This is a genomic window from Sphingomonas pokkalii (assembly GCF_003096275.1).
In the GTDB taxonomy this organism is placed as follows: domain Bacteria; phylum Pseudomonadota; class Alphaproteobacteria; order Sphingomonadales; family Sphingomonadaceae; genus Sphingomonas; species Sphingomonas pokkalii.
Genome location: NZ_QENQ01000001.1, coordinates 3,885,349 through 3,898,376, shown reverse-complemented (window position 1 = coordinate 3,898,376; position 13,028 = coordinate 3,885,349). Strand labels below are relative to the sequence as shown.

The 13,028-nt window shown below is 62.9% G+C and carries 10 protein-coding genes, 1 tRNA gene and 1 pseudogene; 9 read left to right on the top strand and 3 right to left on the bottom strand.

Annotation, left to right across the window (positions count from 1 at the left end; all coding sequences use genetic code 11):
* The first annotated feature begins 61 nt into the window (after positions 1–61).
* The 7 genes from DD559_RS17990 (at position 62) to DD559_RS17960 (ending at position 6,204) form a co-directional block, all read left to right on the top strand.
* Positions 62–136, top strand: a tRNA-Asn gene (locus DD559_RS17990).
* Between the two features lie 149 nt (positions 137–285).
* Entirely contained in the window at positions 286–1,575 is a 1,290-nt protein-coding gene (locus tag DD559_RS17985; RefSeq protein WP_116470382.1) for a tyrosine-type recombinase/integrase, read from the top strand.
* 16 nt (positions 1,576–1,591) lie between these two features.
* Positions 1,592–2,440, top strand: a complete 849-nt coding sequence (locus tag DD559_RS17980) for a helix-turn-helix domain-containing protein (protein WP_116470381.1) — start codon at positions 1,592–1,594, stop codon at positions 2,438–2,440.
* Between the two features lie 593 nt (positions 2,441–3,033).
* Positions 3,034–3,459 carry an SRPBCC domain-containing protein gene (locus DD559_RS17975; protein WP_116470380.1) on the top strand — a complete coding sequence of 142 codons (426 nt, stop codon included), beginning with the start codon at positions 3,034–3,036 and terminating at the stop codon, positions 3,457–3,459.
* Between the two features lie 470 nt (positions 3,460–3,929).
* The gene (locus DD559_RS17970) at positions 3,930–4,835 is read left to right on the top strand and encodes a ComEC/Rec2 family competence protein (RefSeq protein WP_116470379.1); all 906 of its coding nucleotides are present in this window, start codon (positions 3,930–3,932) and stop codon (positions 4,833–4,835) included.
* A 4-nt stretch (positions 4,836–4,839) separates the two neighbouring features.
* Positions 4,840–5,505 carry a hypothetical protein gene (locus tag DD559_RS17965; RefSeq protein ID WP_116470378.1) on the top strand — a complete coding sequence of 222 codons (666 nt, stop codon included), beginning with the start codon at positions 4,840–4,842 and terminating at the stop codon, positions 5,503–5,505.
* Positions 5,506–5,544: 39 nt separating this feature from the next.
* A complete protein-coding gene (locus DD559_RS17960; RefSeq protein WP_116470377.1) occupies positions 5,545–6,204 on the top strand; it encodes a hypothetical protein in 660 nt (219 codons plus the stop codon).
* Between the two features lie 857 nt (positions 6,205–7,061).
* On the opposite strand, the gene DD559_RS17955 is transcribed toward DD559_RS17960, so the two are convergent.
* From DD559_RS17955 to DD559_RS17945, 3 genes and pseudogenes are all read right to left on the bottom strand, one after another.
* The gene (locus DD559_RS17955) at positions 7,062–7,907 is read right to left on the bottom strand and encodes a DNA adenine methylase (RefSeq protein WP_116470376.1); all 846 of its coding nucleotides are present in this window, start codon (positions 7,905–7,907) and stop codon (positions 7,062–7,064) included.
* Positions 7,908–8,050: 143 nt separating this feature from the next.
* Positions 8,051–8,959 (bottom strand): phage portal protein, encoded by a 909-nt coding sequence (locus DD559_RS17950; RefSeq protein WP_116470375.1) that lies wholly within the window; start codon positions 8,957–8,959, stop codon positions 8,051–8,053.
* A 193-nt stretch (positions 8,960–9,152) separates the two neighbouring features.
* Positions 9,153–10,901: pseudogene (locus DD559_RS17945) on the bottom strand (terminase large subunit domain-containing protein); the annotation flags it as partial.
* A gap of 199 nt (positions 10,902–11,100) precedes the next feature.
* Here DD559_RS17945 and DD559_RS17940 point away from each other — a divergent pair.
* On the top strand, positions 11,101–11,904 hold the full coding sequence (locus DD559_RS17940; RefSeq protein ID WP_116470374.1) for a GPO family capsid scaffolding protein: 804 nt from the start codon (positions 11,101–11,103) through the stop codon (positions 11,902–11,904).
* Positions 11,905–11,949: 45 nt separating this feature from the next.
* The gene (locus tag DD559_RS17935; protein ID WP_116470373.1) at positions 11,950–13,005 is read left to right on the top strand and encodes a phage major capsid protein, P2 family; all 1,056 of its coding nucleotides are present in this window, start codon (positions 11,950–11,952) and stop codon (positions 13,003–13,005) included.
* Positions 13,006–13,028: the final 23 nt, after the last annotated feature.

The window sequence follows — 13,028 nt, the reverse complement described above, 5'->3', positions numbered from 1 at the left end:
CCACTGCTATAGGCGCGCCTCCCGACGCGGTGACCCACCGCCGAGGGGTTGACCAGAGTGGTCCCCGATAGCTCAGCGGTAGAGCATTCGACTGTTAATCGAATGGTCGTAGGTTCGAATCCTACTCGGGGAGCCATCTGCTGTTGTCAGGGCCGGTTACGACCGGTCCTCACCCCTTGAAATACTCACATTTTCGCGACATTGCGCGGTCAGCGACGGTCACGGCTATTCATGCTAGGGCCACCAATCTGGGGGCCTCGCTGGGGGCTGCAGCTGGGGGGAATTGTGCTTACCGACTTGCAGTGCCGGAAAGCGGCGGCGCGCGAGAAACCCTACAAGCTTACGGACGCCAACGGGCTCTATCTTTACGTGACACCGGCGGGTGCGAAGTCCTGGCGGTTCAAGTACCGATTCGGGGCCCGGCCGGACAGCAAGCCCGGGCAGGTCGAACGGAAGCTGGTGCTGGGCACCTACCCCGAGGTTACGCTGCTGGAGGCGCGCGAAGCGCGAGATGCAGCGAGAAAGCTGCTTCGCGAGGGAATCGATCCGGGTGTTCGTCGCCGTCAGCAGCGCGCGGCCGCGTCGGTCACCGCGCAAGTGACCTTCGAATCGATAGCACGGGAGCTTCACCAGATTCGCGCGCGATCGCTGGACGCCAGATACAGCCAGCAGATCATGGAGCGCCTCGAGCGACACGTGTTCCCGGATCTAGGCACGCTGCCGATTACGGAAATCACCGCGCCCTTGGTGCTGGAGGTAGTTCGCGCGGTAGAGGAGACCGGGGCGATCGAAATGGCGCACCGCGTGCGCTCGCACATTTCGGATGTCTTCGTGCATGCGATCGCGACTGGTCGCGGCATGATGGATCCGGCTGCGATCATCAGCAAAGCCCTCGTCGCTCGTTCGCCCAAGCTCCGTCCCGCGCAGACGAAGATCGAGGCGGCACGTTCCGCGCTCGTCGCCGTCGAGTCTGCGCCGGTCTATTGGGGAACACTTCTCGCCTCTCGGCTGCTGGCACTGACGGCAGCGCGCCCTGGCGTGGTGCAGCTGGCGGAGCGGGGCGAGTTCGAGCAGCTGGACACGTCCAATCCGATCTGGCGCATTCCGGCCGCGAAGATGAAGCTGACGCGCAAGCAGAAGCGCGACTTGGCCTACGAGTTTGTAATCCCGCTTTCCACGCATGCAGCGGCGGTCGTGAAGCTGGCGCTGGAGCTATCCGGCAGCACCTATCTGTTCCCCGGGTATTCCGATCCGCGCAAGCCGATCTCGAACAGCACGATCAGCCGGCGATATCGCGACGCGGGGCTTACCGGCCGCCATGTTCCGCATGGCTGGCGTGCGAGCTTCTCGACCATCATGAACGAACAGGCGGCGCTCGACGATCGCCTCACGGATCGCGAGATTATCGACATGATGCTCGCGCATATCCCTGGTGGCGTGGAGGTGGTCTACAACCGCTCGCTCTATATGGGGCGACGCCGGGATATCGGGCAGAGCTGGGGGGACATGCTCATGAAGGGCATGCCGGCACCGGCCGACCTCGTCATGCGGGGCGCGCGTATACGGAAACGCTGACGTCGGGGGGCCGCGCATGACGGTCCGCTCCGTACGCCAGATCCTCAAGGGCGTGAGCGCCAGTCTGCAGGGCAAGACGCGGGGCCCGGATCACGATCCCGAGGGCAAGCGCCGCACGCCGCACCGCGACAGCTATGACGTGGACGACGCGCGGGCCAAGCCCTGGCGGCCGATCGGCGACGGCAGCGTCGGCCAAGGCATCGCGCACCGCGAGGCGCTGATCCAGACTGCGAAGGAACTGTTCCAGCTTCTCTGGCGGGAATACCCCCTCGCTGAGGTTCGCGAAGCGCGCCAACGGCACGCCGCACTTTCGGCCGAGCTCGACCAATACGTCGCCGGCGGCGAGGCCGCGCCGGGGCGCCCTGCCCTTCTCCGCCAAGAGCTAGGGAAGGTCAGCGGCTACCTGCGGGCGGCGGACGGGCGGTTGCGGCGCATCGACATCACCGTGCTCGAGGCACTTCTTCAGACGATCGACTTCGCCACTGGTCGACTGTTCCCCGCGATCGAGACGATCGCCGATCGTGCCGGCTGCCACCGCAACAGCGTGATCGCCGCGCTTCAGCGCCTCCGCGACCACGGCTTCATCGCTTGGGTGCGCCGCACGGTCAAAACCGCCAACGAAGGCGAGTTTGCCCCACAGCGCGAGCAGACCAGCAACGCCTATTATTTCGAGCATCGGGCCAAGATGGCCGGGCGGGTTTTCCAGCGCTACTGTCAGCTCCTGGTGATGAAGCTCCGCCGCTTGGGTAGCGTCCCCAAGGCGATCGCCGGCCGCGCCACCCGCGAGCCGCAAGACCCCGCTTTGCGCCAGGCGCTCGCTGCCCTCGGCGCCGGTGTCGCCCTTCGCGAAAGCGCGAGTACATAGAATGTGCTCTGTCCACCCTGAGAAATTAAGATGAGGAGGAATGGGCTCGCTTGAGCGAGCCCATGCGCAGTTTGATTGTCCCCCAAGCCCCAGCGTGCCCACGCTTCACCACCCTGATCGCCCAGTGCGGCGTTCAGGACCGGGCGGCTTGCGCCGCCCGATGGCTATCGTGGGGGACGAGCACAAAGCGTGCCATGCCAGCTTCTGCGGATCTGCCCGCGGTTAGGTGGTAGGCCCCGGCAAACTAGGCCGGACTGCATCAAATCGCATCACGGGTGTCTGCGTGCCCCTCTGCGCTGGCCTCACCGAGATCTCGCCGCATCAAAAGCGACACGAAAAGCGGGCGGGCGAGGCGGGGGGAAAAGCGCGCGTTCGGGGTCGCGGAGGCTTGCGACCAACTCAGGCCGTTCCCATCAGCGGCCTGGAACGACCGCTCGGGCCGAAAGCGGCCATTGGCGGCTCCAATCCCTTGATCGGCGGCATTGCCCGGGAATCGATTTTCCACACTGGCGGCTCCCGCCCCAATAGCGGACATGCGCCCGCCTGCGGCTTGCGTTATGCTGTGATTTCCGACCCCAACATGGGAGTGAGACATGCCTACGCAGAAGATCACCGTGACGACCGAGGTGCCTCTTTCTCCCGAGGAGGCATGGCGCGTCTACACAGATCCCAGTGAGATCACCCGGTGGAACTTCGCCAATGATGACTGGCACTGCCCGACGGCAACAACGAATCTCCAGGTCGGCGGAGTCCACAAGGCGCGAATGGAAGCGAAAGACGGAAGCTTTGGGTTCGACTTCGAAGGTACCTACGCTGAAGTCGACGCCCCACGCGCCCTGACGATCTTACTTGGCGATGGGCGACAGAGCCGCACGACCTTTCAGCCGTCTGCAGCCGGAACTGTCGTGACGACCACGTTTGACGCTGAGTCCGAGAACGCGGCCGAGATGCAGCAGCAGGGGTGGCAAGCCATCCTGTCCAACTATCAAAAGCGCGCAGAGGCGGTATCCGCGCGTTAAGGTCTTCGCTCGACGTTGACCATCAGCGGATCGTTGCAGACGATGGCAACCCGCCGAACAACGGGCGGTCCGCTTTCCACCAGAATGCGAAATTCGGCACCGACGGCTGCCGACCAGAGTACGCCGTTCCCATGAGCGGGTGGGAACGACCGCTCAGGCCGAAAGCGGTCATTGGCTGCCCTGCTCGCTTCATCTGCGGTAGTGGCTGGCAATTGTTATTCCGCACTCGCGGCTCCCGCTCGATCTAAGGCAGGGCGCGTCAGTAATCGGGGTGAGATCAAGTCGACTTGGAAAATTCGGGCGATAGCCAATGCGGGGCGATAGCCGAATTTCCATCGCCGCGCCATGCGGCCCTTCCACGATGGTTGAACAAGTCGGGAACACGCCTTATTGTTACGGGGCTGGATTAGGTGTCATGACGGCACCGCCACAGGTTACGTTGATGCACAGCGCTAGATGCGGGGCGGCACATGCGGATTCAGATTCACGATGTCGATCATGGCGGCTGCGCTGTCGTCACCGGGCCGGCCGGCCACCGGATAATGCTCGATTGCGGCCTCAGCCTCAACCGCTCCTGGTTCCCGTCTATCGCCTACCACAGCGAGCGCATTGATACGTTGATGCTGCTGAACCTCGACGAGGATCATTGCGAGGATCTTTCCTCGCTTTGGAACAACTGCCCGCTCGGCGCCATCGTTAGCAATCCAACGGTCGATGCACAGGCGCTTCGGACGATGAAGGTATTCGGCGGGATGAGGGGCGGAGTCACCAAGGCGACTGAGATTTTTCAGCAGCACGGTGCAGGTTTTCTCGGCGATTGGTCGAACGATCTAGGCGGTGTGAGGTGGCAGGCCTATTGGAACCGCTACGGTGTCGACTTTCGAGACACCAACAATTTAAGCCTCGCGGTGTTTGTGTCCTTCGGCGGCTTCACCATCTTGTTCGGCGGCGACCTTGAGCGACCCGGCTGGCGCAAACTGCTACGCATGCCGGGCTTTGCTGCGAAACTGGCAACCACGCAGGTCTATGTCGCATCGCATCACGGCCGCGAGAATGGATGCTGCGAAGAAGTCTTCAACTTCTGCAAGCCGGAGTTGGTGATCTTCTCCGACGGGCCCAAGAAGCACGGTACGCAGGAAACTCGCGATTGGTACGCGAATCGAACGATAGGCATCCCCGATCTGTCGAAGCCGGTAGGTCTCTTCGGCCAGCCGCGCCGCAAGGTGATGACCACGCGGTGCGACGGGTCAATTACGATCGATGTCGCCGCCGACAGCAGCTATCTCGTAACTCCATCCAGGCAATCGGCACTCGCTGCACTGGCGGCGCCCAAACCCGGTATCCGGCGCAACATCTTCGCGCCGCTCGGTCAGTGACAAGATGGAAACCAGCAAGAGTTTCGACCCCTACGAGGTCATTGGCATCATAACACCCGGTACGCTGGTGGCGCTGCTGCTCGCCTCGGAGGTTCCGCTGTTCAAGAGATTCGTGAATGGCGACGGACTAACCGTCGGCGATTTGGGGCTTTTCGTGATGGTCGCTTTTGTACTTGGACATCTGATCCAGGCTTTTGGTAATCTAGTCGAGGCTCCAGTTTGGTTGTTTCGGGGCCTGCCGAGCAGCTATGTCCGCAATGCCGAGCAGCGGCTGATCTCGCCGGCGCAACGGAAGATTCTAGACGCCAGGCTGGTCGCCATGGAAGGCGAGAGCGCCAAACTGGATAGCGTTCCATATCCGGTTTTCCGCGCCATCACGGCACGCGCCTATACGCGCGTGCAGGCTGCCGGGAGATCTGCCCGCATCGATACGTTTAGCCGTACGTACGGGCTTTTTCGAGGCTTGGTGGCTGCGTCGACACTCGCGCTCGGCTGGTCAATCTTTGCCCATCGCGGACAGACCACGCTTTTGATCGTACTCGGGGTGATGCTCTGCGCGGCGGTCTGGCGGATGCGCCGTTTCGGCGAACATTATGCTCGCACACTCTGGCTGGAATTTATCGACCTCCCCGCCGCAACGACCGGCCCAGCGCAGGCTGCCCCGCTATGAACTCGGACAACAGCAGGAATAGCGCGACATGACTGAAACATGGCGACGCTTCTGGAGCCTTGGCTGGTGAAACATCCGCCCGAATGGCTCCGCCCGATCTGGTCGTTCCTCTCCGATATGACGAGCTGGTTCAACTGGGACGCACTTGCGGCGATCGGTACCGTCGGCGCGCTCTGGTTCGTTATCATCCAGTCCACCCGCGCTGGTCGGGCCGGACGCGCAAAGGCCATCGGCATATTGACCTTCCTCATCGGGCTAGTTGAGGCAATCGAGGCCGTGCCGATCTATGATGACAGCACGGATGACGACTTCCGCGAAACATCGGGCGGCCAGATCGAGATTGGGCTGTCGATAGTGCGTAGAGCGATAGCAGGGATCCAAACCCTGTCGCTCAATGATGCCGCTGCGGTCGGCGTCGTCGAATGGATTATGGCTCTGCCGTTGGCGTTGGGAGACATCGAGACCACGCTACGCAACCGGCGGATCGAGCCTGCCTCAAACGTGCATTCATCAATCCGGTATGTCTGGGAAGCTACACTGCATTTTCGGTACGAACGCGACAAGCTTCTGCACGGTCCTCTTGTCCGTTGGACGCGAACGGGAGCTCGCGCGGTCGCAAGGCTGTTTCGTCGCCGCAGCGCAGTGAAGATCATCGCATTCGAGCATGACGCTGCCACACGTCCATCTACCGAAGTCTAGCGCACCCACCCGACTTCAGACCTAAACGCACGATCCGGGGATAAGCGCTCCACGTCGGCTCTTGGCGAAAGGTGACGCTTAACCGGAAGCATGGGAACGGCGGCTTCGTCCCAGTTTTAGCCTTTCCCGGTCGCGCGGGAGAACTGCGGGTTTGGGAGAGTCGCGGATCGTGCAGGTTGTAGACTCGGGCGCGCATCGCCCAATAATGTTCTTGTTATGTTTCATTCGCAACCCGACTTCGGTGATGCTCACCCATGAGCGCGAATCATCGCTATGACACGCTCGGCGATATCACCCGCCGGGGCTTCAACGTGTTGGTCCAATGTGGGTGCGGGCACAGCGCTGTGATCGACGCGCGGCGCCTGGAGCGGTGGTATCGGTGCCACCGCTGGCCGACAGCGCTGCACCTGCTCCGCGACCATCTCTACTGCTTGCAGTGCGGCGGCCGCCCCGCCAGCGCCAGAGCGCGGCCATGTGCCCAAGAGCCGACCGCGCCTAATCGATTTCCCAACAACGAAGAACAGTGGGAGAGATTAATCCGCGGCCTTCGCAGATAAGAGTTGCTGCCTGATACTATATCGAGCATCCCGGCTCCAACAAATGGAGTCGTAACTGTGGAATTTTGGATTTATGAACAGAAGGGTTGCTTCAACGTATTCGACGGGAACGAAGTTCATTGTGGTTTTTTCAGCGAAGCCAACGCAGCAAAGATTGCATGTATCCGCGCTTTCGATGCAGGCACGCCCTACACCATCTATTACGCACGCCCTACGGAACTTATCTGAACAGGGCGCTCAAAAGCCGAGAGATGGCCATCCCTCCCGCGATAAGGGAAAGGATGGCCAGCACCACAAACTCTATTTCGATAAGCCTTGGCCGGCGCGGACGCATGAAGCTGTGTTACTCCCGATCGCGAAGTTCGCAATCAGCAGCTCGCCCGCTTTTGAGGCATTTCCCCTGCTCACCGTATAGGTCGTTTCGACCGGCATGATGCCGAATGCACCGAACACTTCCCGCACGCCGGGCGTATCGTTCAGCGACAGCAAGAACTTGCCCTTCATGGTGCCGAGTTGGGCGGCGAGCCGTTCGAAGTCCTCGCGCCCGAACACGTCCTGGCCATAGTCGGTCTCGCATCCCCAATAGGGCGGATCGAGGTAGAAAAGCGCGCGAGGGCGATCATAGCGGGTGATGAAGGTGGAATAGTGCAGCTGCTCGATCACCACCCCGGCCAGGCGATCGTGAATATCGGCCAGCAGCGGCTCCAGCTTCGTGACATTGAATCGCGCGCCCTGGCTGGCATCGACACCGAAGGTCCGGCCATGCACGCGCCCGCCAAATCCAAGCCGCTGCAGATACAAGAACCGCGCCGCCCGCTGCAGATCGGTCAGCCGATCCGCGGGCATCGCGCGCAGGCGCTCGAACTCACCCCGGCTCGCCACCCGGAATTTCAGCATATCGACGAAGTACGGATAATGCTCCTGCAGCACACGGAAGAATGTCACGACGTCGCCGCTCACGTCGTTGATCACTTCCGCCTTGGGGCGCTGGCGGCGGCGGAGAAAGATCCCACCCATGCCGACAAAGGGCTCCGCATAGAGCTGATGGTCGACCTGTTCGATAATCCGGGTGATGCGGCCCGCGAGATTGCGCTTGCCGCCGATATAGCCGGCGGCGGGGGAAACGGGGGTTACGGCACTCAACATGGTGGAAGCTTTGCCTCTTCTGGGGGTGGGCGTCGCTGATCAGCGACGCGATTGCACCCGCTGGCGCACTGCGACCGGCGGATACTCCCAGGGCTGGCACACCCGACAGGCTGTAGGAAAGCGGCGATTCGCCTTCGGCAAAATCAGGCAACGGCGGCCATCGGCTTGCGCTCGCGGAACCGGATCACCTCGCGCCCGATCAGCTCGTTAAGCTGCAGTAGCCGCACCTGCAGCGGCACGATTTCCAGATCGAAGAACATGTCGACAGCCTGGAGCGGATTGCCGAACCCGCTCGACCCTTGGGCCGGCACGATGCCCAGCACCTGCGGCGGTGTGCGGTGCGCGGCCAGCACATCGTCGCGCGTCGCGTTCTTGATGCCGAGGAATTCGTCCTTCGCGCCCACCTCCGCGATCGGCAGGATCTTGAGCGATCCTTCCTTGCCGTTCGGCGCATGGACGAACAGGTTCCGGAAATTGCCCGGCCCGCGCGAAGCTTTCAACGCCGCCTTGAGCGCGTCGGTATCCTTCTGGTCGATCTCACCGGTGGCGTAGAGGATGTAGCCGGCATGGCTGCCGTTCAGATAATAGCGGCGCCGGAACAGCGTCGCGGCTTCGTTCAGCAGCGCGGACTGCAGCGCGCTCAGATATTCCGGCACGCCATAAATCTCCTGGTTCACATCGGGCTGGCGCACCTGAAACACGCTACCCGGCGCGAACTCCATCTCGTCGCGACCGCCGGGCACGTAGAAGAAGCGCCCCTCCTCCACCCCGCGCCGGGTATATTTGGCGATGGCGTGCTTATAGCGCAGCACGCCGCCCAGCACGTTGCGCTGCTCCTCCAGATAGCCGTTGCCGAACACCAGAAAGTCCTGGGCGAGCGCTTCGAAGGCAGCGGTGCCGAGCAACGCCGACGGCGCGAACGACGCGACCAGCAGGTTGCGCTTGAGCATGATCGCGCTGCTGTGGTGCGGCGAAACCCGGAAGGCGCGCGCCAGGCCGTCGAGTGGCACCGGCGGTTCGTACCACCGGCCATTGTGCCAGCATTCGGCCATGTCGAGCAGTTCGCGCCGGCTCAGCACCGGCTCCGGATCGCCGAAGCTGAATGACATGCCCGCCGAGCGGCCCTCCGCCTCGGCCATATCGTTCGCCGGCACCAACGCCCCAGACAAGGCCGCTCCCGCTTCCTGCCGAGACATCGCCCTCGCCCGGTTCCGCTTCGCCATCGACTATCTCCATGCGCGTCTTCGGCCGCGCGCTGCCGTCCAGAGGTTCGTTGATCAGGATGTGCATCACCGCCCAGGCCAGATCGGCATGGCCGGTATCTTCGCCGCCACGGCTCGCCTTGAAGGTGATCGCCTTGCCCGAGCTGGTGAGCGCCTTCTTGATCGACAGGAAGCTCGACTGCAGGTCGATCCAGCCCGCGTCGAACTCGATCCGGCCGCGCGAAAAGCTGTGCTGCGCCTTCATCACCATCTGGGTCTTGGATTCGAGCGAATATTCGATCTTGGTGCAGCCGCGCACCTTGTCCTGCAGCAGCTGATAGACGGCCGATCCGATGCCGGTCGCGTCGATGCCCAGATAGGTGCAGTTGTAGCGCGCCAGCCGCTGGCGGATGAATTCCGCCTGCGCCTGGTAATCCAGCCCGCGCAACTGGTGCTTCTCCAGCAGCCGGAACTTGCCCCCCGGCCCTTCCGGCGGCAGCGCAATCACCAGCGCGGCATTGTCGCCGTCCTCGCTCTCCTGCGGATCATAGCCCGCCCACGCCGCGCGATTGCCGACCGGACGCGGCGCCAGCAGGTTGACGTCCGTCCAATCGACCATGGCGTCGACCGTCGCCTTTTGCAGCTCGTTGAACTTGAAGGCCGACAGGCTGTCGTCGACGAACTGGCAGAGCAGCAGATTGGCGAATTCGTCGGGCGCATATTCGATGCGCAGCTCATCCAGATCGAACAGGTCGCAACCGCGCGCCTCCGCGTCCTCGATCGTCACGATCTGGCGCCACACATTGTCTTCGCACCGCGTGCCCGTGCGCAGCCGGGCATGGCCCACGTCGATCGTGATGCGCTGCTCTTTCTTCACCCGCCGGTTGCGGCGCTCGCCGGTCCAATAGGCGTGCGCCTGATGGGCCACGGTCGACGGCGTCGAGAAGTAGGTTTTCCGCCACTTCTTGTGCATCGCCATGCCGCTGGCGACCTTGTTCAGCTCCTCGAAGCCATAGGTCCAGAAGAACTCGTCGAAGTAGAAATTGCCGTGATAGCCCTGGGCGGTGCGGGCATTGGTGCCCAGGAAGATCAGCTGCGGCAGATCCTCGCCCTCGGGCAGCGTTTCCGCATCGATCACGATCGGATCGCCCTGCAGCTTCACGCCCACCCGCGCCGCGAACTGGATGATGTAGTTGCGGAAGATATGCGCCTGGCTCTTCGAGGCGGACAGGAAGATCATGTTGCCGCGCCCGCGCAGCGCGTCGAGCAGCGCTTCCCGCGCGAAATACCACGTCGCGCCGATCTGGCGCGATTTCAGGATCATGCGGGTGCGCTCGTCGCGCGCCTCCCACCAATCGCGCTGATAATCGAACAGCTCGTCGTGGAAGATGCGCTCCAGCTCCTCCACCTGTTCGCGGGTGAAATAGTTGGTTCTCGGCTTCTTCTTCTCGCCCGCGTTCCGGTTGGCGACTCTTTCGTTCAGGTCGCCTTCGTGCCCACCCGGCGCTTCATAGCGGCGTACCCGCGCGGCACTGGTCACGGCGCGCATCAACAGGTCGATTTCCTTGAAATCGCCGGGGGTCTTCTTGTCCTTGTCGATCAGCCCGACGATGCGGGCCTCGATCGCGTCCTCGATCTTTGTGAGCGCTGGCGCGTCGTCCCACCGATCGCGCACGCGCCACGCTTCCACGGTGGCCCGCTTTAGCCCCAGCTCCTCGGCAATCTGGGTGATCGTCCAATAGCGCCAATAAAGGCTGCGCGCCTGGCGACGCGCATCCACGGGTATGGGCATCGTCGAAGCTGGCAGGGGTTCGTCGGCGGGATGCATGGCGCCGCGAACCTAGCCACGCCTGCCCCCGGCCATTGAGCGTCCAGCCTTGTGAAACCGGCATTTCACAAGGCAGCTCGCTTGAGAAGACGCCCCGATCCGGTCCCTTTTCGCGGCACGCAAAAACGCACCGCCGCGATCATCTCAAGGGACCAGCACCGCCATGGCCAAACTCTCCCGGTTCTTCCGCGCATTCGTCGCCGGTCAGACGATCAGCGACGGCCGAACGGTCACGCCCGAAATGATCGACGACGTCGTCGCCACCTTCAACCGCGAGACCTATTCGCCGCGGATCAACATCGAGCATATCGCCGGGTTCAGCCCCGAACCGCCGTTCAACGGCTATGGCGACGTGGTCGCCGTGAAGGCGCAGGACGACGAATTCAGCATCGCCGGCAAGTCGGAAACCCGCCGTGCGCTCTACGTGCAGGTCGAAGCCAATGAGCAGCTGGTCAAGCTATCGACCGAGGGCCAGAAGCCCTATCCGTCGGTGGAACTGACTCCGGACTATGCCGGCACCGGCAAGATCGGCCTGATCGGCCTGGCCTTCACCGACACCCCCGCAAGCATCGGCACCCAGAAACTGCAGTTCGCACGCACCGCGCCCGGCACGATGTTCACCGCGTCGAGCGAGCCGGTGACGATCGAATTCGATGCGGGCACCACCGGCATCGCCGACGCGATCGTCGCCGGCTTCGCCAAGGTCGCCGCGATGTTCAACCGCACAGGCGACGACGAGGAAAAGCCCAAGCCCCAGCCCAAGGCGGCGAACGACAATTTGGACTTTGGCGCCTTCACCCAGGCGATTAGCGATGCCGTCGCGGCGGCCGTCAAGCCTGCGCATGACGCCATCGCGGCGACGCAGGCCGAACTGGCGACGCTCAAAGGCCAGCTCGAAGCCACGCCCGCCGGCTTCAGCCGCCCGCCCGCCACCGGCGCCAGCGGCCAGCACCTCACCGATTGCTGATCCCCTCCCCGCCCGCGCCCCTTTCCCGCACCCCGGAGCATTTCCATGCAGAATTATACCCGCGAGCTGTTCAACGGCTATCTCGGCCAGATCGCGAAGCTGAACGGTCTCAGCGGCAGCTTCTTCGCCGCCGGCTCGGCCGAGATCAAGAAATTCGCCGTCGCGCCCGCCATCGAACAGAAGTTGCAGGCCAAGCTGCAGCTCAGCAGCGACTTCCTTTCGCGGATCAACGTCGTCCCGGTCATTTCCCAGATCGGCGATCGTGTTGGCGTGGGCGTCACCCGTTCGCTCGCCGGCCGTACCAACACTGCCGCCGGCCAGCGCCGCACGCCGACCAGCCCGTTCGGCAGCGAAGCGATCGACCAGTACATCGCGAAGCAGACCAACTACGACTATGCCTGGCCCTATGCCCTGCTCGATAGCTGGGCGCATCGTCCCGAATTCCAGCAGCTCTGCCGCGATGCGGTGATCGTCCAGAAGGCACAGGACATCATCACCATCGGCTTCAACGGCGTAAAGGCCGAAGTCCAGACGGACCGCGCCGCTTATCCGCTGCTTCAGGACGTCAATTACGGCTGGCTCTACAAGATGCGGACCTACGCGCCGGACCGCGTCATGTCCCATGGCGGCAAGGATCAGCTCAAGGTCTATGTGTCGGAAGCGGGCACCGCGGACTATGTGAACCTCGACGCGCTGGTCTTCGACGTCATCCACAATCTGCTGCACGAGCAGTTCCGGGGTGCCACCGATCTTGTGGTGATCGTCGGCAGCGATCTCGTCCACGAGAAATACTTCAAGATCGTGAACGAGGCCGGCAACACCGCCACCGAAATGGTCGCGCGCGATGTGCTGATGTCGAGCCGCCAGCTCGGCGGCAAGCCGACCATGCAGGTGCCGAACTTCCCGCCCGATGCCCTGATGGTCACCAGCCTCAAGAACCTGTCCTATTACTGGCAGGTTGGCTCGAACCGCCGGAACATCGTCGAGGAATCCGCCCTCGACCAGATCGCCAACTACGAGTCGGTGAACGACGCCTTCATGGTCGAGGAATACGGCAAGGCGGCGCTGGTCGAGAACATCCAGCTTGGCCCGAAGGTCTGAGGACCTGCGCCAAGTCCTGCCCG